This is a genomic window from Halomonas sp. 7T (assembly GCF_025643255.1).
Lineage (GTDB): Bacteria > Pseudomonadota > Gammaproteobacteria > Pseudomonadales > Halomonadaceae > Vreelandella.
Window position 1 is genome coordinate 898,626 of record NZ_CP087112.1, and the last position, 22,464, is coordinate 921,089.

The window sequence follows — 22,464 nt, forward strand, 5'->3', positions numbered from 1 at the left end:
GAACGGGTAAGCTGATGGGAGAAACCAGAAATGGCAGATAACGGCGTAAACAAAGGTCGGCGCCGTTTCCTCGTAGGCGCCACCTCCGTTGTTGGGGCGGTGGGTGCTGTCGGGGTTGCGGTCCCCTTTGTGGCTTCTTGGCAGCCTAGTGCCAAGGCAAGAGCGGCAGGCGCGCCAGTCCAAGCGGATATATCGAAGCTTGAGCCTGGTCAGCGCATGACCGTAGAGTGGCGCGGTCGTCCGGTGTGGATTATTAATCGTACACCCGAAATGATCGAGCGGACTGAGGCGCTAGACGCAAGCACGCTTGCAGATCCTGAGTCTGAAGTGCCACAGCAGCCAGCATATATTCAAGGCGGTCTGCGTTCTATTAGGCCAGAGATAGGGGTGTTGATCGGCATTTGTACGCATTTGGGGTGCTCGCCACTGTACCGGCCTGAGCCAAATGCTGAAGGGGTGGGCGTGAGCAACTGGCCGGGTGGTTTTTTCTGTCCATGCCACGGTTCCCGCTTTGATTTGGCTGGCCGCGTGTACACTAACGTCCCTGCGCCGACTAACCTTGAAGTGCCGCCCTACCGTTTCGAAAGCGATGATATCATCGTAGTGGGCGAAGACGAGGAGGCTGCATAATGGGTAACCCTGATAAGGCCAAGGCTGAAAGCGGCATCATGCGCTGGGTAGATGATCGCTTCCCGGCCACGCAGATGATGCAAGATCATCTGACGAAATACTACGCACCTAAGAACTTTAACTTCTTCTATATTTTTGGTGTTTTAGCATTGTTAATGCTAATTAACCAAATCTTGACGGGCGTTTGGCTTACTATGAGCTATAACCCGTCAGCTGAAGGTGCATTCGCCTCCGTTGAGTACATCATGCGTGATGTAGAGTGGGGGTGGCTAATACGCTACATGCATACCACAGGCGCTTCTGCGTTCTTTGTGGTGATCTATCTGCACATGTTCCGTGGTCTGATGTACGGTTCCTACAAGGCTCCCCGTGAGCTGGTGTGGATCTTTGGTATGACCATTTACCTACTGCTGATGGCTGAAGCCTTTATGGGCTATCTGCTTCCATGGGGGCAGATGTCCTATTGGGGCGCGCAGGTTATCATTTCGCTGTTCTCAGCCATTCCTGGTATTGGTCCTGACCTTGCTCAATGGGTGCGTGGCGATTTCCTGATTTCAGGTATTACGCTCAACCGTTTCTTTGCGCTGCATGTGGTTGCCCTTCCTATCGTCATTTTAGCGCTTGTGGTGCTGCACATTATTGCGCTTCATGAAGTGGGTTCTAATAACCCCGATGGTATCGATATCAAGCAGAAGAAAGATGAGGCCGGTAAGCCGCTCGATGGCATTGCCTTTCATCCTTACTACACTGTGAAAGACCTAGTGGGTATTGCCATCTTCCTGTTTGTTTTTTGCGTCGTAATCTTCTACTTCCCTGAAGGGGGCGGTTACTTCATTGAAAAACCAAATTTTGAGCCAGCTAACCCGCTACAAACGCCTGACCATATTGCGCCGGTGTGGTACTTCACGCCTTTCTACGCAATTCTACGTGCCATTACCTTCTCGATATTTGGGCTAGATGCTAAGTTCCTCGGGGTCGTCTTTATGGGCGCTGCCATTGCGGTTCTGTTTGTCTTGCCATGGCTGGATCGTAGTCCGGTGCGTTCAATGCGTTACAAAGGTTGGATGTCCAAGGTAATGTTGCTGCTGTTTGCGATTAGTTTTGTCATTCTGGGTGTGTTGGGCGTATTGCCATCCACAGAGGGGCGGACTCTTTTAGCGCAGGTATGTACAGCCATTTACTTCGCCTTCTTCCTGCTCATGCCGTTTTATACCAAGCTGGAGAAGACTAAACCCGTTCCAGAAAGGGTGACTGGCTAATGAAAAAACAACTGATTGCACTACTGTTCGCGCTGGTGCCTATGGCTGCCTTTGCGGCGCCTGCTGCTGATGTGCCGCACTCGATGACCCCCGATTTACGTGATCAGGAGTCGCTGCAACGGGGTATGCAGCTGTACGTTAACTACTGCATGGGCTGTCACTCTTTGGAGCATCAGCGTTTCGCGCGTGCCGCTGATGATTTGGGGATTCCGCAGGAGTTAGTAGAGGAAAATCTTATTTTTGCCTCTGACCTAGCCTTCAACGACCAGATGCATAATGCGATGGAGAGCGGGGACGCTGAATCTTGGTTTGGTGTTTCACCGCCAGATCTTACCCTGTTTAATCGTCTACGGGGTTCAGACTATATTTACTCCTACTTGCTGACGTTCTACCGCGATCCTGATCAGCCGCTGGGTGTTAACAATATGGTGCTTGAAGCTTCGGCGATGCCAAATGTGCTGGAGCCGCTACAAGGCGTTCAGGAGATGGTTTGCTCTGAAACGGATCAGCCTGTCGCGGGTCAATCCCCGGATCCTTTGTCAGGCAAGTACCAGTCTTGTGACGTACTTCAGGTAACTCAACCAGGTTCTATGGAGCCTGATGAGTTCGAGGAAGCGGTATATGATTTGACCAACTTCCTTGCCTATGTGGGTGAGCCGTCTAAGCTGCAGGCTCAGGCGTTAGCGCCTAAAGTACTCATCTTTATCTTTATTTTTGGTGTGATTGCTTACTTGCTCAAGCGTGAATATTGGCGAGATGTCCACTGATTAGTAAAGTTGAGATAGGCAGGCAGGGCGCACGGCGAAAGCCGTGCGCCTTTTGTTTGCCTGTTCCGTTGTTATGCGCAGCAGGCTATCTTCCCCTAAGGTAGGGCTAGCGTGTTATTATTCTAGATTGTTTTGATGTGAGGATGCTTTCATGGGTGTTGTGGCCAAGCGGTCGTCAATGATCTTTTACTCAGGTAGTGATGATCATTTCAGTCATCGTGTACGCATTGTGTTGGCTGAAAAGGGGGTAGCTGTCGATATCGTTGAAGTTGTTGATGGGCAGCCACCTGAAGAGTTGGCAGACCTCAACCCTTATAACAGTGTGCCCACGCTGCTCGATCGTGACTTAGTGCTTTATGAGTCTAAGGTGATGATGGAGTACTTGGATGAGCGTTTCCCGCATCCTCCTCTGCTACCTGTCTATCCGGTCGCGCGTGCGCAAAGCCGCCTTTGGATGCACCGTATTGAGCGCGAGTGGTGCCCAATGCTGGAGCAGATTCGCAGTGGCGGTAAAAAAGAGGCCGATAAAGCACGTAAAGAGCTGCGCGAAAGCCTGATTGGTATATCGCCCATTTTTGAAGATATGCCCTTCTTCATGAGCGAGGAGTTTACGTTGGTAGATTGCTGTCTTGCGCCTATTTTGTGGCGTTTGCCAGAACTGAATATCGAGCTACCTGAAAAGCAGGTGAAGCCGCTCTTGAGCTATATGTCACGGGTGTTTGAGCGTGAAGCGTTTAAAGCCTCTTTAAATGAGCGTGAAAAAGAGATGCGCGCTTGAATTCATATTACCCCTTAGCTTAGACAGTCGCGGGGGTATTTGCTGGAGGAGGGAGTCTTATGAAATCGAGCCGTCCCTATCTCGCCCGAGCCCTTTATGAGTGGCTGCTAGATAATGAATTGACGCCTTACTTTGTTGTTGATGCAACGCAGCCAGGCGTCGAGGTGCCCAGACAGTTCGTGCAAAATGGGCAAATAGTGCTCAATGCAGCGCCTACAGCGGTGCGTGATTTGTTTATGGAAAACCAGGCCATTGGTTTTAGTGCGCGATTTGGCGGACAGCCGATGCAGGTGATGATTCCTACTCCTGCATTAATCGCGATTTATGCCCGTGAAAATGGGGCAGGTATGGTGTTTGGCCACGAGCCTGAGTTAGGTTCAGCAGAGTTCGATGATATCGATCTTGATGATGCAGAGCTTGGTGATGAGGGCGGGGATGAGCCTGTTAAAGCCTCTAAGCCCGAACTCACCGTAACTGAAACGTCTTCTGAGAAAACGGGGAGTAAGCCCGCCTCGAAGAAAGATGATGCCAAGAAAAAGCCTACACTGCGCGTGGTGAAATAATACCTTCTCTTAGGTAGAGTCTACTAAGAGCGTTTATCGCCAACTAAAAGCCCCACGTGATCTTCTTCATGTGGGGCTTTTTGGCGCTAAGGCTAGCCTGAATTATTCAATATAGTCGAACACTTTGACGATCCGCTGAATGCCAGCTACCGAAGAGGCGGCATTTACAATGCGGTCCGCTTCTTCGCGTGTCACCATGCCCATTAAGTAAACGCTGGCGTTCTCAGTAGTCACTTTTAATTTAGAAGAGTCGATGCGGTCGTTAGTGGCGAGATGGCTAATGACATTTGTTGTTAGCCAAGTATCACTCAGGCGTTGGCTAGCGGGTAAGTTTGCCGCAATGCTGAGTTCGTTATGTACCTTGTTAACACCTCTCAGCGAGCTAACAACGTCGCCTGCCTTGGAGCGAAGCTCTTCGCTCGGTACTTGGCCAACGAGCAGCAAAGTACCATCATAACTGTGCGCGCGAATACGTGCGTCCCCAAGCCGGGCGTCGGCGCGGGTAAGAGCGCGTTCAGCTTCACGCTCAACGGTTGCGTCGACCGCTTGGACATCATTGCTGCGCTGGCCGTAGTTGGCAGGGTTTGCTGCCGTATTATTGGCGCAACCGCTGAGTACAACGGCGCTGCATAGAGCAGCCATGATAAGTTTTCGAGAGGAGAAACTTAGGGCCATGGTGGTGGTTCCTATACAAGGGATAAGTAGGCGTATGGCTATTTAGGCGGCGCCACCAAATAGCTGTTCATCAATTAAATCACACAAACAGTGGATGACGAGTAGATGTACTTCTTGAATGCGGGCGGTGGAGGTGGCGGGAACGCGGATTTCACAATCATCCTGCCCTAAAAGCGATGCCATATTACCGCCATCACGCCCAGTGAGTGCGACAACAGTCATGTCCCGGTCGTGAGCCGCTTGAATGGCTTGAACGATATTGGCCGAGTTGCCGCTGGTCGATATAGCTAGCAGTACATCGCCCGGTTGACCAAGTGCTCTAATTTGTTTTGAAAATACCTCGTTGTAACTGTAATCGTTTGCAATAGATGTCAGCGTAGACGTGTCTGTTGTTAAGGCTAAGGCGGGTAGGCTAGGGCGCTCTCGCTCGAAGCGGTTAAGTAATTCAGAGGAGAAGTGCTGGCTATCGCCTGCGCTTCCACCATTGCCACATGCCAGGATTTTTCCTTCGCTGACTAAGCACTGCACCATCATTTGGCTGGCGACCTCAATAAACGGTGGTAGTACTTCGCTGGCGTAAGTCTTGGTATCAATGCTGGCATTGAAGTGGTCAAGTATGCGTGATTGAAAGTCCATTGGGGCTTCCTTGTTAAAAGGGTCAATAAGCGTCAAAGGCTGCTTTTTCCCAGTGAAACTCAAGAGAGGGTGGTATGCCAGTAATGGCTAGAATATCAAAGCGGCAAGGGCTGGAAACAGCGTATCGGGCTATATATAAACTGGCGGCACGGATCAATCGCTGTCGTTTTCGGGCGTTAACCGCTTCTAAAGGATGGCCGAAGCGCGTTGTGGTGCGGTGTTTAACCTCGATAAAGACCAAAATGTCTTCATCCATCATCACCAGATCCAGCTCGCCGCCTTTAACGTGATGATTGCTGGCGACCAGGCTTAATCCTTGCTGCTGCAGCCATTGAGCAGCAAGTTGCTCAATGGCTGCACCGCGGAATCGAGCTGTGCGGGCGTTATTCGTCATTTCCCAAAAGACCAGGGATCAAGATCGGTGAAGGTGTGCCGTTTTGGAATTTTGCCCAAGGGAGTTCACGGTAAATTCGGCCGTCATCGGCAAGGCGCAGAGTGCCGGTACTGCCGCTCAGTCCTTCAAGTGTTGAAAGATCCGACAGGCGCGTGGCAAGTTCTAGGGCATCAACCCCCATCGCCATAAGGCGAAATGAAGAGGCATCTGTTTCATCGCGAAGGCGCTGATACGTACTGTAGAAGGGTAAAACTTCTTCGCCGCCGACGGCTGCGTCAGGAATTTGCCAAGGTATATCCATAAACATGACATCGTTAAGATCTTGATCCAGGCGCGTTTGCTGGCGACCTTCATGCAGGTGTGATGTTGCATAAATAGGTAGATTTGGCGCGTAGTAGTAATCCATGGTGGGAGGTACTTGTCGTGCGTAATCAGGTAGCGCTAATAAAAACAGTGCGTCTATGTTGCCAAGACGTGCGCGCTCGCCGCTTACATTAAGCGCGGTTTGTACGGCGTTAGACACCGAGCTTCCGGGGTTGTAGCGCACGGCATTGGTTACTTCGCCTCCTTGGCGATGATACTCATTCCAAAAGGCTTCTCCAACACGTCGACCCCAGTCGTTGTCAGGCACCATCACGGACATTTGACGGTGACCATCTAAATAGGCGCGGCGAGCTGCCTGTCGAGCTTCATCTTCAGCAGATAAGCCGTATTGGAGCAGGCGGTTGGCGCGGTTGCTGTCGCTGTTGCCGTAGTTAAGCGCTAGCGTGGGCATCGGCACGCTGTCGCGCTGCTCCAATTGAGTGACTTGGTCTTTATCGAGCGGGCCAATCACCAGCTGTGCATTCATCTGCGCAGCGCGGTTGTAAATCTCGTCGAGTGAGTATTGGGAAGTATCTAAAAAGCTAAGCTGCACGCTGTTGCCACGAATTTCATTATGGTTACGCATGGCTGTGGCAATGGTAGAGGCGACGCTGCTTAAAGGGCCGGACTCCGGCAAAGCAACAAGAATACGCTGAATGTTGGCGCCTTCCAGTTCTGGAAGCGTGACAGCCGAAACGCTTGGCTGGTCTAGTGCCTCTCTGGCCCATTGCTGACGCTCAGCAAGCGTTTCTTGCTGATTAGCCTGCATGGGTAGCTCGTCATCAAGCACCTGGGTGGCGCGTAGTACTGCACGAGGATTGTTTAAGCCGCGGGCAAGTTCAGAGTAAAGCAGTGCCCAGCGAACGCGATTGGTGTCAGAAAGTAGGCTTTCATCAATCGAATCCGCCGCTTCAAATGCGTTTTCGCGTTGTCCCTGCCGGGCAAAAAGACTTGCCGCTTCTAAGCGTGTTTGTGCTGCTTGTTCAGGGGCTTGCTGTTCAGCTTGGCTAAGTAGACGGTTAGCATCCTGGTCAGGTACTCGATCGACCACGCTGGGCGGCTGCATGGCACACCCTGTGATGAAAAGTGCCATGAAGGCAGTGGCGAGTAAGCCACGTAATGACTGTTTCATGTATCCTTCCTTAGTTTCCATTTGCGCTGTCGCCGCTCAGCGAGCAGGGGGTAAGCTTTTGCATTAGCATAGCGCACCGGCAGGGCAAGCCATTAACAAATCGGGAGTCATGATGACACACCAAGATCCGGGTACATTGTACGTGGTTGCTACCCCAATTGGGAATTTGGAAGACCTAACGCCACGAGCTGCCCGGGTATTAGCGCAGGTATCGCGGATTGCCGCTGAAGACACCCGGCATAGCGGGCGCTTGCTCGCCCATCTTGGGGTTAATAAGCCCATGCTGTCACTGCATGATCATAATGAAGCGCGCCGAGTAGATACGCTGGATGCCTTCCTTCAGGCAGGTGAGGATATTGCGCTGATCAGTGATGCAGGTACGCCGTTAATTAGCGACCCGGGGTTTGTGCTGGTAAGAGAGCTACGCGCACGGGGGCGAAAAATAGTGCCGCTGCCGGGTGCTTGTGCGCTGGTGACCGCGCTGTCCGGAGCGGGCTTGCCCACTGATCGGTTCACGTTTGGTGGTTTTTTACCCGCTAAGCCCGGTGCGCGTCGTCAGGCATTAGAGCAATGGGAGGCGCGGGAGGAGACGCTGGTGTTTTATGAGTCGCCTCATCGCATCCTGCATACCTTGGAAGCGTTGCGAGAACAGATGCCGTCGCGGAACGTTGTGTTGGCAAGGGAGTTAACCAAAACGTTTGAAACGTTTCTGCATGGCTCGCCCGAGGAGTTGATTCGCTGTTTAACGGATGACACCAATCAGGCCAGGGGGGAGTTCGTAGTGATTATCTCCGGAGCGCCTGCGGTTGCGCCTGGCGATCATCAGGCAATTCATGCAGATGAGCTGCTGAAATCATTGCTGGCTGAGGGTGTGGGCGTTAAGCAAGGGGCGGCGGTGGCAGCCAGAATGTTAGGGGGGCGTAAGCAGGAGTGGTATGCCAGATTGCAAGCAATGAAAGGTGATCATTGAGGCAAACGCATGGCGCTGGTATGCTTGCCGCCGGAGTTGGCCAGACAGTCGCCGCTAATATTCCCGTAAGGGCTATTGGGGGAGGAAAGTCCGGGCTCCACAGGGCAGAGTGCCAGGTAACGCCTGGGCGGTGTAAGCCGACGGAAAGTGCAGCAGAGAGTAGACCGCCTAAGCCTCTGAAATAAACCTCAGGGGCCGGTAAGGGTGAAAGGGTGCGGTAAGAGCGCACCGCGCGCCTGGTAACAGTGCGTGGCATGGTAAACCCCACTCGGAGCAAGACCAAATAGGGATCCAATGGCGTGGCCCGCGCTGGGTCCGGGTAGGTTGCTTGAGCGCTACGGTGACGTAGCGCCTAGAGGAATGACTGTCCACGACAGAACCCGGCTTATCGGCCGACTCCCCATTTCCATTAAAGGGCGTGCCCAGCACGCCCTCCCAAATTTTGTGTGAGAGTAACATGCCTTCTCCTGACGCTGACCAGGTCGCTCCTAGCTTTCGCCATACCAGCGTGTTGTTAGAAGGGGCGGTTGATGCGCTAGTTCACGACCCCGATGGTATCTACATAGACGGCACGTTTGGTCGTGGAGGGCACTCTCGCGTTATTCTTTCGCGCCTAAGCGAGCAGGGGCGCTTAATGGCCATGGATCGTGACCCCCAGGCCATTGCCGCTGCCGCTGATATTAATGACGCCCGCTTTCAAATCACCCAGCGTGAATTCGCGCGTTTGGCCGAGTTTGCTCAGGAACAAGGGCTGCACGGCAAGCTGTCGGGCGTGCTGCTCGATGTGGGTGTCTCTTCTCCGCAGTTGGACGATCCGGAGCGTGGTTTCAGCTTTATGCGCAACGGGCCGCTGGATATGCGTATGGACCCAACCAAGGGAGAGAGTGCCGCAGAGTTTTTAGCCCGTGCCAGCGAAGGGGATATTGCCCATGTCTTCAAAACATTTGGTGAAGAGCGCTATGCCAAGCGTCTAGCGCGTGCAGTCGTCACGCGCCGACGTGAAATACCGTTTACGCACACGGTAGATTTGGCCGAGGTGCTTAAAACCGCCCATCCTGCTTGGGAAAAGGGCCGACACCCGGCAACGAAAGCGTTCCAAGGTCTGCGTATTTACCTAAACGGCGAGTTAGAGCAGCTTGACGCCGCGCTCGAAGCGGCGCTTGAAGCTCTGGCTCCCGGCGGGCACTTAGTAGTGATTAGCTTTCACTCGTTAGAGGATCGGCGTGTTAAGCGGTTTATTCGCCACCATGTACGCGGAGACACCCATTTGCCCCGGGGCGTCCCCATCCGCGATGACCAGTTAAATCGTCGCCTTGAGGCGCTAGGCAAAGGCGTAAGGCCAGGTGATGCTGAAGTGGATGCTAACCCCCGAGCACGAAGCGCTGTGATGCGAGCCGCCCGCAAACGAATGTGATCACGGATGAAGCCATGAACATGGATCGGATTCAGTATTGGGTCGCTACGTTGCGCACTGAGTGGCCGTTCAAGCTGCGTATGCGCTTCTGGCCGCTTGTTGTCAGCGTTCTGTTTTTATGCTGTTTGGCGACGGGGTTGGCTATCGTCACTACCACACACATGACCAGAGTGCAGTTTGCCCAACTTCAGCAGCTGGAGCAGGAAAAAAACCAGCTGCAAACCGAGTGGGGGCAGCTGTTGCTTGAGGAGGGAGCCTGGTCAACCCCCGCAAGGATCGAACAAATTGCCACGGAACGGCTGGATATGCGTATTCCCGATGTAAATGATGTCGAGGTCATTCGGCCATGAACCGGCAGCGACGGGGTGGAATGTCCCGGCAATTGCCGGTCGCGCCTCCTCTGGCGGGCGGGCGCTTTTTATTTATACTCATTCTTGTGATATTAGCGTCGAGTATTTTGGTTGGGCGGATTACTCTGCTGCAAGTGATCGACCGGCCTTTCCTGCAGAGCCAGGGGGATGCAAGAACCCTACGCCATGAGGCGATTCCTGCCCACCGGGGGATGATTACCGATCGAAACGGTGAGCCCCTTGCTATATCCACGCCGGTGGTAACACTTTGGGCAAATCCCCAAGAACTCCCCAGTGACGGCATTCAGCGTTTTATGCTGGCTCAAGCCCTTGGGTGGACGCTAGATGATTTTGAGTCCCGAGTTGAACGCTTTAGCGGCCGCGAGTTTATGTACCTGCGCCGTCAAATGACGCCAGAGGCGGCACAGCGTATTCTTGATCTGCGAACGCCAGGTGTTTATCCCCAGCGCGAATATAAGCGCTACTACCCGGCAGGCGAAGTGGCCGCCCAAGTACTCGGCGTGACCAATGTCGATGACGTTGGACAAGAAGGTTTAGAGCTTGCTTATCAACCCTATTTAGCTGGGCACCCTGGTCAGCGTCGAGTCATTAAAGACCGCCGTGGTCGGCTCGTACGAGAGCTGGGAGTGATTCGTGATGCCCAGCCGGGGGGCGAACTAACCCTCGCGATTGACCAACGCATCCAGTATATGGCGTATCGAGAGTTACGTGCGGCTGTGGCTGAGCATGAGGCAGATGGCGGCGTGCTGGTGATGTTGGATGCCCGTACAGGCGAAGTACTGGCGATGGCTAACTTGCCTTCCTATAACCCCAATAATCGTGCCGGCCTAGACCCGCGAGGATTGCGTAATCAAGCGTTAGTCGACGTGTTTGAACCCGGCTCGGTTATGAAACCGCTTGCGATGGCCGCTATCCTGGAAAGTGGGCTTGTTGATCGTGATGTGGTCGTGGATACCTCGCCGGGATGGATGCGCATTGATCAGTTTACTATCCGCGATTTCCGTAACTACGGTGAGTTAGATCTGGCGGGGATTTTAGAGAAATCGTCCAATATTGGTATGTCTCGTTTGGCGTTGCAGATGAGCGATACGGCTATTTGGGAAAAATATAACCAGCTAGGCTTAGGGCAAAGCCCTGGCACAGGCTTTCCGGGTGAATCGACGGGAAGCCTGCCTGCGCCGGTTCGCTGGTCACGCAGCGAGCGTGCTGCACTCTCTTATGGGTACGGTCTCTCAACGTCAGCGCTTCAGCTCGCCAGCGCATATACTGCTTTGGCAAATGGGGGGGAGCGTCTACCTCCTTCATTGCTAAGACTGTCAGCGCCTCCCCAGGGGATTCCTGCTATCTCCCCTAGCGTAGCCGATGACCTGTTAGACGTTTTAGAAACCTCGGTAGGCGCCTACTCGGGCGGGCGACGTGCCCGGGTGGAAGGGTATCGAGTAGGCGGAAAAACCGGAACGGTGCGCAAAACGGGACAGCAGGGCTACGTTGCTGATGCTTACCGCAGCGTATTTGCGGGTATTGCGCCCATTTCAGACCCGCGTATTGTCACCGTAGTGATGATCGATCACCCAAAAGCGGGTGAGTTTTATGGTGGAGCGGTGGCCGCGCCGGTTTTTTCAAGTGTAACGGGCAATGCGTTACGGTTACTGGACGTGCCGCCTGATCATGAGGTCGAATAGTGTTGAAGGAGATTGCATGACGTTGCACCCAGATAATTTATGGCGGGCACTTAAGCAAGTGTGGCCCAATGCCGTGCTGCCTGACTTAGAAGCAAGTTTGCCTGATACGATTCGTTTAATAACCGATTCCCGCAAGCTGGAAGCAGGTGATGTGTTTGTGGCGGTGCCGGGAAGCCAGCAGGATGGGCGAACGTTTATTGAGCATGCGCTTGAAGGTGGTGCCTCATTGGTACTGGCGCACACCAAACAGAGCAGTGTCACCTTCGAGGGGCGGGTACTCTTCTTGCCGCACCTCTCATTGCGCTTGGGAGAGCTAGGTAGGGCGCTGTTTAAGGTGCCTAATGATTTACAGGTCATTGCGGTGACCGGTACTAACGGCAAAAGTTCAGTTACTCACTATATTGCGGCCTTAAGTGAATTGCTTAACACGCCTGCAGGCGTGATTGGCACGTTAGGCGTTGGGCGCCCTGGCCAATTGGTAGAAAGTGGCTTAACGACACCTGGCCCTCTGGCACTTCAGCATATCTTAGGCGATTTAGCGCGACAGGGCGTAAAGCGTGTTGCGCTTGAGGCTTCCTCGCATGCATTAGACCAGTATCGACTGGAGTCTGTGGAGGTCGATGTAGGCGTTTTTACTAATCTAACCCGCGACCACCTGGATTATCACGGCAGTATGGCAGCGTACGCGGCTGCCAAGGCCAAGCTTTTTCGTCGCGCAGAACTCACGCTTGCTGTGGTGAATGCAGATGACCCATTAGCACGACTTATGTTAGCGGGATGTGAAAGCAATGTGCGTGTGCTGGCAACCGGTAGTGATGAGGCGGTAACGCTCCGCGTGATTGATTGGCATCCTCACGGGCAGGGGCAGCAAGCGCTTATTGCGACGCCTGAGGGTGAAAAAACCATCGACCTTAGCTTGATGGGGCGATTTAATTTAGACAATGTATTGCTGGCGATGGCAGTGCTCTACGGTCTAGGAGAGCCGCTTGACCGCCTCTTTGGGGCAGCGTCAAGACTTGCACCAGTGCCAGGGCGGATGGAGCTTTACCGCGCAGATAGCGGGCCAAGTGTGGTGATTGACTACGCCCATTCGCCTGATGCCCTCCAAAACGCACTTGAAGCACTTAAAGCGCACCTAGGCGGAAGCGAAGGTAAGTTGTGGTGCCTGTTTGGCTGCGGCGGCGATCGTGATACGGGCAAGCGCGCTGAGATGGCCGCGTTTGCAGAACGCCATGCCGATCATGTTGTGGTGACCGACGACAACCCCCGCTTTGAGTCTGCTGAACAGATACGCCAGCAGATTATTACAGGTTTTTCTGCCGGCGCCTCCTTTACGGAGATTGGCGACCGTCGTAAAGCAATTGCCTATGTGGTTGAACAAGCCGGGCCGCAGGATGTGGTGCTCGTGGCAGGTAAAGGGCATGAAGCTTACCAAGACATAGCCGGTGTTCGCCACGATTACCAAGATGAGCAGCAAGTGCACAAGGCGCTAGAGTTAAATGGCCGAGGGATAAAAGGTAAGCAATCGTGAACTGGTCGCTGAAAAGCGTGGCGGCGGCGCTTAACGTACCGTTATACATCGACGATGTAGCTTTGACGAGTGTCGTGACGGATACACGTAAAATCGTGCCGGGGTCACTGTTTGTAGCGCTAAAAGGGCCTCGTTTTGATGGGCACGACTTTCTGGAGCAGGCGCGTGAGCAAGGGGCAGTGGCTGCCTTGGTTGAGCAAACAGCCGATAGTACTTTGCCTCAGCTACAGTGTGCGGATACCCGCCTGGGACTAGGGTTGATAGCGCAGGCATGGCGCCATCGCTATCAGTTGCCTATCGTTGCGGTGACGGGCAATAGTGGTAAAACGACCGTCAAAGAGATGACCGCTGCGCTGCTAGCACCGCTGGGCGATGTGCTGGCAACAGAGGGTAACTTAAATAACGATTTTGGTGTGCCGTTAACGTTATTGCGACTCACGTCTGATCATCAAGCCGCGGTTGTGGAGCTGGGAGCGAATCATTTAGGTGAGATTGCCTGGACTAGCCAGCTTACGTTGCCTGAGGTTGCCATCATTACCAATGTGACTGGGGCACATGTGGGAGAGTTTGGTGGCATGGGGCAGATAGCCCAGGCAAAAAGCGAAATCCTATTGGGTTTAAGCGCCAACGGCGTAGCGGTGATCAATAGAGAAGACCGCTATTTCACCTTTTGGTCAGCCTGTGCTGCACCGCGCCGAGTGATTAGCTATGGCTGGGACAGCCAAGCTGATGTGTATGCTGCTGCTCTTTCCTGTAACTCCCAGGGGCGGTATGCTTTCACGCTTGTCTACCATGGGCAGCCGCTGGGTAAGGTATGTTTGCCATTAATAGGTAAGCACAATGTAAGCAATGCCCTAGCTGCTGCTGCTGCTGCACTGGCCGTTGGGATAATGCCTGCACATGTAGTGGCTGGCTTGTCACGACTGCCCTGCCTGCCAGGGCGTTTAAGCAGTGTGCCGGGTTTACGTAATGCCACGCTGCTAGATGACACCTATAACGCCAATCCAGGCGCGGTGAAAGCTGCCTTGGAGGTGTTGGCCAGTTTTCCAGCGCCACGCTGGTGTGCGCTGGGGGCGATGGGGGAGCTTGGGCAGGCATCTGAAGCACTGCACGCTGAGGTGGGCTGCTTTGCTGCTTCACTGGGTATCGACACGCTGCTGACGTACGGGGATGCCGCACGGTCAGCCAGTGACGCCTTTGGTCGCGGGCAGCATTTTGACGACCACGAGACGCTTGTGCGTCATATTATTAATACGTTGCCGCCTGACACTACGCTGCTGGTGAAAGGATCGCGGAGCGCGGGCATGGAAAATGTCATCGCCGCGCTGCGTTCGGATAAATAAGGTAAGCGCCGTTCATGTTACTTCATCTGGCGAATTTCTTAGCCCAATATCAAACTGCTTTTCAGGTTTTTAACTATCTTACGTTACGCGTTATCCTGGCCGCTTTAACGTCTTTGATGCTTTGCCTTTGGCTAGGGCCGTGGGTAATTCGACGGCTAGTAGAAGGTCAGATCGGTCAGGCGGTTCGTGATGATGGGCCGCAATCACATCTTTCGAAAGCCGGTACGCCCACGATGGGCGGCGCCATGATTTTGCTGGCTATTGCGATTAGCACGTTGTTGTGGGGGGATCTCACCAATCATTACGTCTGGGTAGTGCTGGCGGTTACGCTAGGCTTTGGTGCGATTGGTTGGGTAGATGACTACCGCAAAGTAGTAGAAAAAAATCCCCGAGGCCTACCGGCGCGCTGGAAGTATTTTTGGCAGTCGGTCGTTGGCTTAGGCGCGGCTATCGTGCTCTACACAACGGCGGCAACGCCGGTCGAAACCAGCCTGTTAGTGCCTCTATTTAAAGATGTAGCCCTCCCGCTGGGTGTGTTCTATATCGTGCTGACCTACTTTGTGATTGTGGGTAGCTCAAATGCGGTTAACCTAACGGACGGCTTAGACGGTTTAGCCATAATGCCGACCGTGTTAGTCGCTATGGGTCTATCCGTATTTGCTTACGCCAGCGGTAATGCAGTATTTGCCAACTATTTGCACATACCCTTTATTAATGGCACCGGTGAGCTAGCAATATTTTGTGCCACTATCGCAGGTGCAGGGTTAGGTTTCTTATGGTTTAACACCTATCCCGCTCAGGTGTTCATGGGCGATGTGGGTGCGCTAGCACTTGGAGCGGCGCTAGGTGTGGTCGCTGTGATTGTTCGCCAAGAGATTATTCTATTCATTATGGGTGGGATTTTTGTTTTGGAAACAGTGTCGGTCATTCTTCAGGTTGCTTCTTATAAGATGACCGGACGGCGTATTTTTCGTATGGCGCCGCTACACCACCACTATGAGTTGAAAGGCTGGCCAGAGCCTAGAGTCATCGTGCGCTTCTGGATTATCACTGTTGTGTTGGTGCTGCTCGGTTTAGCCACGCTGAAAGTACGTTGATGAGTCGCGCTATAGCGGAGCGCTGCTGGCGTGTCATGTAAAGGAGCCACAATGGTGCAAGTAGCACATGGAATGACGGTCGTGGTGGGGTTAGGGGTGTCAGGGCGGGCGATCTGCCGCCATCTAGCGCGTCATAATGTGCCGTTTATGGTGGCTGATACTCGTCAAGCGCCTCCAGGCTTAGATGATTTTTACGCGGCCCACCCTGGAACCCTTGTGCACTGTGGCCCGTTAACGGCGATTGATTTTAGTCATGCCCATGAAATAGTCGTCAGCCCTGGGGTTGACCCCAATACTCCTGGGCTTGAGGGGCTGTTGGCGCGTCATAATCCAGCCACCGGCGAGCCAATGCTGGTGGGAGAGATAGCGCTTTTTAAGCGGGCTGTGAAGGCTCCTGTCGCTGCTATTACTGGCTCGAATGCTAAATCCACGGTAACGACCCTGCTGGGGGAAATGGCCGCTGCTGCAGGCGTTTATGCAGCAGTAGGGGGGAACTTAGGAACGCCTGCGCTGGATTTGTTGGCCCAGCATCCCTATGCAGATCTCTATATTTTAGAGCTGTCTAGCTTTCAATTAGAGACAACGCCTTATTTAGGTGCTGCCTCCGTCGCATTTTTAAATATTTGTGAAGATCATTTGGATCGTCACGGGGATATGGCAGGTTACCGCGCCGCTAAACAGCGCATCTTTCTGGGGGCGCAACACGCGATTGTTAATGCGGATGACCCTCTTACTTGGCCATCCGATGATTTGGCAATCGTTGAGCACTTTACTTCTGATACGCCGGCAGGAGAGGCGTGGGGGCTAACATGTCTCGATGGCAATATCATGCTTGTTCAGGGAGATGATTGCTGGATCAGTGCACGCGAACTTACCGTTGCAGGCCAGCATAACTACCTGAATGCCCTGGCGGCATTAGCGATGGGCAGAGCTCTGGGCTTTAGCAAGCAGTCGATGTGTGAAGCGCTACGTGCATTTAAAGGGTTGCCGCATCGCAGTGAGGTCATCGCGCACATTAACGGGGTAACATGGGTAAATGATTCAAAAGGTACCAACGTCGGCGCTACCCTTGCGGCGATTAATGGCATTAGCGCGACGCTGGCAGGGAAATTGATTTTATTGGCTGGCGGTGTGGGTAAAGGCGCTGATTTTACGCCGCTGGCGGCACCGCTAGAAGCGTGCGCCAGAACGGTACTCCTGTTTGGTGAAGATGCCCCTCGCTTATCCGCTGCGCTGTCGGCCTCTAATAACGTTCACCGCGTTGATAATTTGCATCAGGCTATGGCGGCTGCTTGGCAAATAGCGCAACCAGGCGATTGCGTGCTGCTTTCCCCCGCCTGTGCAAGTCTCGATCAATTTGCTAACTACCAGGAACGCGGTGATGCGTTTCGTCATTGGTTAATGGATAAGCAGACCGAGGTGAACTCATGAGTCGCCTGGAGCGTCTGCGTGAGGCGCTAACCACGCGCCATTTGCCCTGTGATGTTTGGTTAATCATTTCGGTCGTTGGGCTGGCAGGGCTCGGATGGGTTATGGTCAGTTCTGCGTCTATAGGGTTGCTGGAAAACAGTTACTACTACTCTCGCCAGCACGGGATTTTCTTGGTGATATCCATACTGGCGTGCCTTTTCATGATTAGCGTACCGCTTGAAATGTGGCGCCAGAATGCGGCACTGCTCCTGCTAGCCAGTATTTTTATGCTTGTTTTGGTGCTTATTATCGGCCAAGAGGTCAATGGCAGTAAGCGCTGGATTTCATTGCCAGGGCCACTGCCAAGCTTGCAGGTGTCAGAGTTTGCCAAGCTGGGGCTGATTTTCTACATGGCGGCGTTTATGTCGCGCTTTACCTATGAGCTCCGTCAGCGCGCTTTTAGTATGTGGCGGCCATTAGCCGTATTGGCAGTGCCTGCAGGGTTGTTGTTTTTGGCGCCCGACTTTGGTGGCATGGTGGTTTATACCGTCTGCGTTATTGGCATGTTAATGATGAGTGGTGCATCGCTGACGCTACTTTTAGGCAGTGGTGGGGTATTGGCATCAGGTGCTGTCATGATGGTGGCAATGGAGCCTTATCGATTAGCACGTTGGACCAGCTTCTTAGACCCCTGGGCGGACCAGTTTGCGACGGGGTATCAATTAACCCAGGCACTCATTGCGTTTGGGCGCGGGCATGTCACCGGCACGGGGTTGGGCAATAGCGTCCAGAAGCTTCATTATTTACCAGAAGCGCATACCGACTTTATTTTTGCCGTGGTCGCAGAAGAGCTGGGTATGATCGGCGCCATCGCCGTCGTGCTTCTGTTTACTGTTTTTATTGCGCGTGCAATGTGGATTGCTCGCCGAGCAGAGCTGGCAGGTCACATGTTCGGTGCCTACGTTAGCTATGGCATTGGTTTTGTGATCGCGGCCCAGGCCTTTATTAACATGGCGGTGAGTGCCGGGTTACTGCCTACCAAAGGTTTAACGCTCCCGCTGATTAGCTATGGTGGCTCAAGTTTATTAGTCACTGGATTAATGGTGGGACTGTTGCTTCGTACGGATGCGGAAACACGTCATCGTCCACGCCGTACGCCTACGCCTTACAAGTCTCGTCACGAACCACGATTGTCGTAATTATTTAAGGAGTGGTGTGTGGCAACGAATACACGTCGGCGCGTTTTGATTATGGCTGGGGGAACCGGCGGTCACGTTATCCCAGCGCTTTCACTGGCTCGCGCCTTGCAAACGCATCATGTTGACGTTGAATGGCTGGGGAGTCCGCGTGGTATTGAGAATCGCTTGGTTCCCGAGGCAGGTATTCGACTGCACGCGATTGCGATTAGTGGGCTGCGGGGCAACGGCGTAAGCGGCTGGCTCAAAGCGCCCATTAATCTTACGCGGGCTGTGTGCCAAGCACGGCAGGTGATCCAAACATTTAAACCCCATGTTGTGGTTGGGTTAGGCGGCTTTGCGAGCGGTCCGGGCGGCCTTGCCGCTTGGTTATCGCGTATTCCGCTGGTGATCCATGAGCAAAATGCCGTGGCTGGCTTAACTAATCGGGTTCTTTCCCGCCTAGCGACGCGCACTTACGCTGCTTTTGGTGAGGCGTTTGGGCCGCGAGCGGAAGTGATTGGCAATCCAGTGCGTGACGATATCGCGGCCCTAGGAGAGCACCCCCGCGCTGCTGCCATCATGAGTGCCCGGCCGCTTCGCTTACTGGTGGTCGGTGGGTCGCTGGGTGCCGTGGCGCTTAATGACAGATTGCCGGCTGCCTTAGCTGCTATCGCCCCGGAAAGGCGTCCCGACGTGCGCCATCAGGCGGGTAAAGGCCGTGATAATGAGACTGCGCAAGCTTATGCAGAGCACGGCGTTGTGGCACAGGTAAGCCCGTTTATCGATGATATGGCTGCGGCGTATGAGTGGGCGGACCTGGTGGTCTGTCGCGCTGGCGCATTGACAGTGGCTGAGCTTGCAGCGGCCGCAAAGCCTGCGCTGTTAGTGCCCTTTCCTTTTGCTGTAGACGATCATCAGCGTATCAATGCAGACGTTTTAGTAAAGGCGGGTGCTGCCCTTTGTGTCGTACAGAAAGAGCTTACGACAGAGCGCTTAACTGACTATTTAAATGAATTATTAACGCCAGACAAATTAGCTGAGATGGCATCGAACGCTCGCCAAGCGGCCTATTTAGATGCTACCCAGCGCTTAACAGATGGTTGCTTAGCGTTAGTAAATCGAGGAGAAACGGCGTGACCGATATAGTGAATAGTACGTCTTTACAAGATGTTCGCCCAAGCGGTCCTGGTATGCGCCGCATTAAACGGCTGCATTTTGTGGGTATCGGTGGCGCAGGCATGTGTGGTATTGCAGAGGTCCTGGCGAATCAGGGGTATAGCGTCAGCGGTAGTGACATGAAAGCGTCGACCGTTATTGAACGGTTACGCGGGTGCGGCGTGAGTGTGGCGATCGGGCATGCTGAAGAAAACGTACAAGGCGCCGATGTTGTGGTGGTGTCGAGTGCAATAGACGAAACCAACCCTGAAATCCGCTGGGCTCATGAGCATCGGGTGCCAGTAGTGCGTCGCGCGGAAATGTTAGCTGAACTCATGCGCTTTCGTCACGGCATCGCTGTGGCGGGTACTCATGGGAAAACCACCACAACTAGCCTGACGGCTACGCTGCTCGCTGAAGGAGGCTTAGACCCCACCTTTGTTATAGGTGGCAAACTGACCAGTGCCGGCGCCAATGCGCGCCTGGGCGAGGGTGACTATTTGGTCGCTGAGGCCGATGAGTCCGACGCGTCATTTTTGCACCTGCAGCCCATGGTGTCGATCGTCACCAATATCGATGCAGATCACATGGCGACCTATGGTGGCGACTTTGAGCGGCTGAAAAACACCTTTATCGAGTTTTTACATAATCTGCCCTTCTACGGGTTAGCCGTTTTGTGTATAGATGACCCGCACGTACGCGGCTTGTGTGAGCGGGTGAAGCGCCAGTTTGTAACCTACGGGTTTGATAGCGATGCAGATTATCGTATTGCTGATTTTAAACAGCAAGCCGGTGAGGTGACTTTCACAGCCCTACGCCCAGGTGGCGCGACGCCGCTTGCCATTCGGCTGGCGATGCCAGGGCGGCATAATGCACTTAATGCCATGGCGGCCATTGTAGTAGCTACCGATGCAGGCGTTAGTGATGAGGCTATTTTGCGTGGACTCGCCGGTTTTGCGGGTGTAGGCAGGCGCTTTCAGGTGCATGGACACTTTCCCACGCCTAAACATACCGGCGAAGTGATGCTGGTAGATGATTATGGCCACCATCCTCGTGAAGTGGACATGGTCATTCAGGCGGTACGCGCTGGCTGGCCAAATCGGCGGTTGGTTATGTTGTATCAGCCGCACCGTTATAGTCGCACCCGTGACCTTTACGAAGACTTTGTTCGGGTGCTCTCTCAAGTGGATACGCTTATTTTGTTAGATGTGTACAGCGCTGGCGAAGCGGTGATCCCGGGTGCAGAAGGGCGAACGTTAGCAGGCTCTATCCGTCAGCGAGGCGATGTTGACCCACTTTTTGTAGAGCATAAGGAGGAGCTTCCCTCGTTGCTGGGCAACGTTTTGCGGCCTGACGATATTTTAATTACCCAAGGGGCTGGTGACGTAGGGGGCATATCGCTGCGTTTAGCGCAGTCAAAACTGGTGTTGGACGGGGTTGAGCTATGAGTGCCCAAGTATCTCAAGCAGATCGCTTAGCGCGTGTAGTGGTGGTTTATGGCGGAATGTCCGCCGAGCGCGATGTGTCACTGAAAAGTGGCGCCGCTGTGTTAGACGCTTTGAAACGAGCAGGCATTCAAGCGGTAGGCTACGATCTCAAGGATAACGGTTTAGTTGGGCTTGAGCGGTTGGCGCCCACAGCGGTATTTGTTGCTCTGCACGGTCGCGGTGGAGAGGACGGAACGCTTCAGGGAGCGTTAGAGCTTTTAAAAATACCTTATACCGGCAGCGGCGTTTTAGCCTCAGCGCTTGGAATGGACAAACAGCGTACCAAGCAAGTATGGCAAGCGGTGGGCCTACCAACGCCTGAAAGCATAATGTTGAGCGCTGAATCAAACTGGGCAGCCGTTGTTGCTCAGCTAGGGTTGCCGATGATGGTAAAACCCGTTCATGAAGGCTCCACGCTGGGTATCAGTATTGTTAAAAGCCAGGAAGCTTTAGAAGCCGCATACCGTGCTGCTGCTCAGTACGATGCTCGCGTGATGGCAGAGCGATTTGTTGTCGGTGAAGAGTACACCGTTGCTCTGCTAGGCAGCGAAGTGCTACCCGCGATACGTGTCGAGGTGCCAGGGGGCTTTTACGACTACGAAGCTAAGTATGTGTCCAATACCACCCAGTACCATCTTCCCTGTGGTTTAAAAGCTCAAGAGGAAAATGAGTTAGCGGTACTTTGCCGCCAGGCGTTTGCAGCCATTGGTGGCGAGGGTTGGGGCCGAGTCGACGTTATGCGCGATGCTGACGGTAAATTCTGGTTGATCGAAGTCAATACCGTGCCGGGGATGACCGACCACAGTTTGGTTCCTCAGGCAGCGGCCCATGCAGGAATCAGCTTTGATCAGCTGGTCGTGCAGATACTACAGACCGCCGGCAAGCAGAGCGCATCATGAAGAGCGCCTTATGAAAAGGCGTAATGCTTGGCTAGGTATTCTGCTGCTGGCACTGGTGCTAGGTGCTGGCAGTCGCGCTCTTTGGCTGTGGCTAGACCGACCTATCGAGCGGGTTTCCATTCGTGGAGAGTGGGACTATGTCAGCGCTGACTATCTGCGTACTCAGTTAGCGCCGCTTGTCCAACATGCCACTTGGTTGTCTGCGGATTTGGGAGATCTGCGCAGCCGAGCACTCGCGATTGGCTGGTTAAAAGAGGTGCGCATTTCCCGAGAGTGGCCCAACGCGCTGGTTTTTGAACTGGTTGAACAGCAGCCGGTTGCTCGCTGGAACGACACCTTTTTGCTCAATCCACAAGGGGAGCCCTTCGCATTTGCTCCGCTTTCAGCGCCGTCAGGGTTGCCCGACTTGGCTGGCCCGGCAGGTAGTAGTGAAGAAGTGCTTACTTTTTACCACCGGCTGACGCCGCATTTCGCCAACTTGTCGCTGTCGTTGGCGCAGCTGCGCTTGGAGCCACGCGGTGCGTGGCGGTTGCAGCTAAATAATGGGGCTTGGATAATGTTAGGTAGACGCCAGCATGATGTTCGCCTAGCGCGTTTGTCTGCTTCCTGGCAGCGCGAATTAGCGCAGCTTAGTGATCATATTCGGTATATTGACCTGCGCTATCCTAATGGTGTGGCGGTTGCTTGGCATGGTGAGAGCGATTTTGAAGTTACCAAGAGTGAATAGCCT

Annotated in this window: 22 protein-coding genes and 1 other RNA gene; 19 read left to right on the forward strand and 4 right to left on the reverse strand. The window is 53.7% G+C overall.

The genetic code is table 11. From position 1 onward, the window contains the following. Window positions 1-30 precede the first annotated feature (30 nt). The 5 genes from petA (at window position 31) to LOS15_RS04115 (ending at window position 3,997) form a co-directional block, all read left to right on the forward strand. Window positions 31-630: a ubiquinol-cytochrome c reductase iron-sulfur subunit gene (gene petA / locus LOS15_RS04095; RefSeq protein WP_263068302.1), complete on the forward strand. Its 600-nt coding sequence runs from the start codon at window positions 31-33 to the stop codon at window positions 628-630. Next, window positions 630-1,889: a cytochrome b gene (locus tag LOS15_RS04100; RefSeq protein WP_263068303.1), complete on the forward strand. Its 1,260-nt coding sequence runs from the start codon at window positions 630-632 to the stop codon at window positions 1,887-1,889. Before petA ends, LOS15_RS04100 begins: the two co-directional genes overlap by 1 nt. Beyond that, window positions 1,889-2,656 carry a cytochrome c1 gene (locus LOS15_RS04105; RefSeq protein ID WP_263068305.1) on the forward strand — a complete coding sequence of 256 codons (768 nt, stop codon included), beginning with the start codon at window positions 1,889-1,891 and terminating at the stop codon, window positions 2,654-2,656. The genes LOS15_RS04100 and LOS15_RS04105 overlap by 1 nt, the downstream gene beginning before the upstream one ends. Before the next feature lie 151 nt (window positions 2,657-2,807). Next, window positions 2,808-3,434: a stringent starvation protein SspA gene (sspA, locus tag LOS15_RS04110; RefSeq protein WP_263068307.1), complete on the forward strand. Its 627-nt coding sequence runs from the start codon at window positions 2,808-2,810 to the stop codon at window positions 3,432-3,434. Between the two features lie 59 nt (window positions 3,435-3,493). Beyond that, window positions 3,494-3,997 (forward strand): ClpXP protease specificity-enhancing factor, encoded by a 504-nt coding sequence (locus LOS15_RS04115; RefSeq protein ID WP_263068308.1) that lies wholly within the window; start codon window positions 3,494-3,496, stop codon window positions 3,995-3,997. A gap of 102 nt (window positions 3,998-4,099) precedes the next feature. Here LOS15_RS04115 and LOS15_RS04120 read toward each other — a convergent pair whose 3' ends face one another. The 4 genes from LOS15_RS04120 to LOS15_RS04135 are packed head-to-tail and all read right to left on the reverse strand — an operon-like array spanning window position 4,100 to window position 7,197. Beyond that, complete coding sequence (locus LOS15_RS04120) at window positions 4,100-4,672, reverse strand: BON domain-containing protein (protein WP_263068309.1); 573 nt, start codon at window positions 4,670-4,672, stop codon at window positions 4,100-4,102. 42 nt (window positions 4,673-4,714) lie between these two features. Further along, complete coding sequence (locus LOS15_RS04125; RefSeq protein ID WP_263068310.1) at window positions 4,715-5,308, reverse strand: phosphoheptose isomerase; 594 nt, start codon at window positions 5,306-5,308, stop codon at window positions 4,715-4,717. Between the two features lie 22 nt (window positions 5,309-5,330). Then, window positions 5,331-5,702: a YraN family protein gene (locus tag LOS15_RS04130; RefSeq protein ID WP_263068312.1), complete on the reverse strand. Its 372-nt coding sequence runs from the start codon at window positions 5,700-5,702 to the stop codon at window positions 5,331-5,333. Further along, window positions 5,692-7,197: a penicillin-binding protein activator gene (locus LOS15_RS04135; RefSeq protein WP_263068314.1), complete on the reverse strand. Its 1,506-nt coding sequence runs from the start codon at window positions 7,195-7,197 to the stop codon at window positions 5,692-5,694. The genes LOS15_RS04130 and LOS15_RS04135 overlap by 11 nt, the downstream gene beginning before the upstream one ends. A gap of 112 nt (window positions 7,198-7,309) precedes the next feature. Between LOS15_RS04135 and rsmI the strand changes: the two genes are divergently transcribed. The 14 genes from rsmI (at window position 7,310) to LOS15_RS04205 (ending at window position 22,461) form a co-directional block, all read left to right on the forward strand. Beyond that, entirely contained in the window at window positions 7,310-8,167 is an 858-nt protein-coding gene (rsmI, locus tag LOS15_RS04140) for a 16S rRNA (cytidine(1402)-2'-O)-methyltransferase (RefSeq protein WP_263068315.1), read from the forward strand. A 32-nt stretch (window positions 8,168-8,199) separates the two neighbouring features. Beyond that, an RNA gene (rnpB, locus tag LOS15_RS04145) (RNase P RNA component class A) lies at window positions 8,200-8,571 on the forward strand. A gap of 53 nt (window positions 8,572-8,624) precedes the next feature. Continuing rightward, a complete protein-coding gene (rsmH, locus tag LOS15_RS04150) occupies window positions 8,625-9,581 on the forward strand; it encodes a 16S rRNA (cytosine(1402)-N(4))-methyltransferase RsmH (RefSeq protein WP_263068316.1) in 957 nt (318 codons plus the stop codon). 14 nt (window positions 9,582-9,595) lie between these two features. Then, window positions 9,596-9,931 carry a cell division protein FtsL gene (ftsL, locus tag LOS15_RS04155; RefSeq protein ID WP_263068317.1) on the forward strand — a complete coding sequence of 112 codons (336 nt, stop codon included), beginning with the start codon at window positions 9,596-9,598 and terminating at the stop codon, window positions 9,929-9,931. Beyond that, window positions 9,928-11,634, forward strand: coding sequence for a peptidoglycan D,D-transpeptidase FtsI family protein (locus tag LOS15_RS04160; protein WP_263068319.1), 1,707 nt, complete (start codon window positions 9,928-9,930; stop codon window positions 11,632-11,634). Before ftsL ends, LOS15_RS04160 begins: the two co-directional genes overlap by 4 nt. A gap of 16 nt (window positions 11,635-11,650) precedes the next feature. Further along, window positions 11,651-13,165 (forward strand): UDP-N-acetylmuramoyl-L-alanyl-D-glutamate--2,6-diaminopimelate ligase, encoded by a 1,515-nt coding sequence (locus tag LOS15_RS04165; protein ID WP_263068320.1) that lies wholly within the window; start codon window positions 11,651-11,653, stop codon window positions 13,163-13,165. Then, window positions 13,162-14,508, forward strand: a complete 1,347-nt coding sequence (locus LOS15_RS04170; protein WP_263068321.1) for a UDP-N-acetylmuramoyl-tripeptide--D-alanyl-D-alanine ligase — start codon at window positions 13,162-13,164, stop codon at window positions 14,506-14,508. Before LOS15_RS04165 ends, LOS15_RS04170 begins: the two co-directional genes overlap by 4 nt. 14 nt (window positions 14,509-14,522) lie before the next feature. Beyond that, window positions 14,523-15,605, forward strand: a complete 1,083-nt coding sequence (mraY, locus tag LOS15_RS04175; protein WP_263068322.1) for a phospho-N-acetylmuramoyl-pentapeptide-transferase — start codon at window positions 14,523-14,525, stop codon at window positions 15,603-15,605. A gap of 51 nt (window positions 15,606-15,656) precedes the next feature. Continuing rightward, complete coding sequence (gene murD / locus LOS15_RS04180; RefSeq protein WP_263068323.1) at window positions 15,657-17,036, forward strand: UDP-N-acetylmuramoyl-L-alanine--D-glutamate ligase; 1,380 nt, start codon at window positions 15,657-15,659, stop codon at window positions 17,034-17,036. Then, window positions 17,033-18,214, forward strand: coding sequence for a putative lipid II flippase FtsW (gene ftsW, locus LOS15_RS04185; protein ID WP_263068324.1), 1,182 nt, complete (start codon window positions 17,033-17,035; stop codon window positions 18,212-18,214). The genes murD and ftsW overlap by 4 nt, the downstream gene beginning before the upstream one ends. Window positions 18,215-18,265: 51 nt before the next feature. Beyond that, complete coding sequence (murG, locus tag LOS15_RS04190) at window positions 18,266-19,330, forward strand: undecaprenyldiphospho-muramoylpentapeptide beta-N-acetylglucosaminyltransferase (RefSeq protein WP_263069617.1); 1,065 nt, start codon at window positions 18,266-18,268, stop codon at window positions 19,328-19,330. Window positions 19,331-19,383: 53 nt separating this feature from the next. Next, a complete protein-coding gene (murC, locus tag LOS15_RS04195) occupies window positions 19,384-20,796 on the forward strand; it encodes a UDP-N-acetylmuramate--L-alanine ligase (protein ID WP_263069618.1) in 1,413 nt (470 codons plus the stop codon). Then, on the forward strand, window positions 20,793-21,734 hold the full coding sequence (locus LOS15_RS04200) for a D-alanine--D-alanine ligase (RefSeq protein ID WP_263068325.1): 942 nt from the start codon (window positions 20,793-20,795) through the stop codon (window positions 21,732-21,734). Before murC ends, LOS15_RS04200 begins: the two co-directional genes overlap by 4 nt. A gap of 10 nt (window positions 21,735-21,744) precedes the next feature. Further along, window positions 21,745-22,461 (forward strand): cell division protein FtsQ/DivIB, encoded by a 717-nt coding sequence (locus tag LOS15_RS04205; protein ID WP_263068326.1) that lies wholly within the window; start codon window positions 21,745-21,747, stop codon window positions 22,459-22,461. Window positions 22,462-22,464 lie beyond the last annotated feature (3 nt).

Excerpts from the sequence above, each read along its gene's own strand:
- sspA (WP_263068307.1), top strand. The coding sequence starts at position 2,808 with ATGGGTGTTGTGGCCAAGCGGTCGTCAATGATCTTTTACTCAGGTAGT.
- LOS15_RS04130 (WP_263068312.1), bottom strand. The coding sequence starts at position 5,702 with ATGACGAATAACGCCCGCACAGCTCGATTCCGCGGTGCAGCCATTGAG.
- LOS15_RS04120 (WP_263068309.1), bottom strand. The coding sequence starts at position 4,672 with ATGGCCCTAAGTTTCTCCTCTCGAAAACTTATCATGGCTGCTCTATGC.
- LOS15_RS04205 (WP_263068326.1), top strand. The coding sequence starts at position 21,745 with ATGAAAAGGCGTAATGCTTGGCTAGGTATTCTGCTGCTGGCACTGGTG.
- LOS15_RS04105 (WP_263068305.1), top strand. The coding sequence starts at position 1,889 with ATGAAAAAACAACTGATTGCACTACTGTTCGCGCTGGTGCCTATGGCT.
- LOS15_RS04160 (WP_263068319.1), top strand. The coding sequence starts at position 9,928 with ATGAACCGGCAGCGACGGGGTGGAATGTCCCGGCAATTGCCGGTCGCG.
- murD (WP_263068323.1), top strand. The coding sequence starts at position 15,657 with ATGGTGCAAGTAGCACATGGAATGACGGTCGTGGTGGGGTTAGGGGTG.
- rsmH (WP_263068316.1), top strand. The coding sequence starts at position 8,625 with ATGCCTTCTCCTGACGCTGACCAGGTCGCTCCTAGCTTTCGCCATACC.
- petA (WP_263068302.1), top strand. The coding sequence starts at position 31 with ATGGCAGATAACGGCGTAAACAAAGGTCGGCGCCGTTTCCTCGTAGGC.
- murC (WP_263069618.1), top strand. The coding sequence starts at position 19,384 with ATGCGCCGCATTAAACGGCTGCATTTTGTGGGTATCGGTGGCGCAGGC.
- LOS15_RS04115 (WP_263068308.1), top strand. The coding sequence starts at position 3,494 with ATGAAATCGAGCCGTCCCTATCTCGCCCGAGCCCTTTATGAGTGGCTG.
- rsmI (WP_263068315.1), top strand. The coding sequence starts at position 7,310 with ATGACACACCAAGATCCGGGTACATTGTACGTGGTTGCTACCCCAATT.
- mraY (WP_263068322.1), top strand. The coding sequence starts at position 14,523 with ATGTTACTTCATCTGGCGAATTTCTTAGCCCAATATCAAACTGCTTTT.
- LOS15_RS04200 (WP_263068325.1), top strand. The coding sequence starts at position 20,793 with ATGAGTGCCCAAGTATCTCAAGCAGATCGCTTAGCGCGTGTAGTGGTG.
- ftsW (WP_263068324.1), top strand. The coding sequence starts at position 17,033 with ATGAGTCGCCTGGAGCGTCTGCGTGAGGCGCTAACCACGCGCCATTTG.
- LOS15_RS04165 (WP_263068320.1), top strand. The coding sequence starts at position 11,651 with ATGACGTTGCACCCAGATAATTTATGGCGGGCACTTAAGCAAGTGTGG.
- LOS15_RS04125 (WP_263068310.1), bottom strand. The coding sequence starts at position 5,308 with ATGGACTTTCAATCACGCATACTTGACCACTTCAATGCCAGCATTGAT.
- ftsL (WP_263068317.1), top strand. The coding sequence starts at position 9,596 with ATGAACATGGATCGGATTCAGTATTGGGTCGCTACGTTGCGCACTGAG.
- LOS15_RS04100 (WP_263068303.1), top strand. The coding sequence starts at position 630 with ATGGGTAACCCTGATAAGGCCAAGGCTGAAAGCGGCATCATGCGCTGG.
- LOS15_RS04135 (WP_263068314.1), bottom strand. The coding sequence starts at position 7,197 with ATGAAACAGTCATTACGTGGCTTACTCGCCACTGCCTTCATGGCACTT.
- murG (WP_263069617.1), top strand. The coding sequence starts at position 18,266 with ATGGCTGGGGGAACCGGCGGTCACGTTATCCCAGCGCTTTCACTGGCT.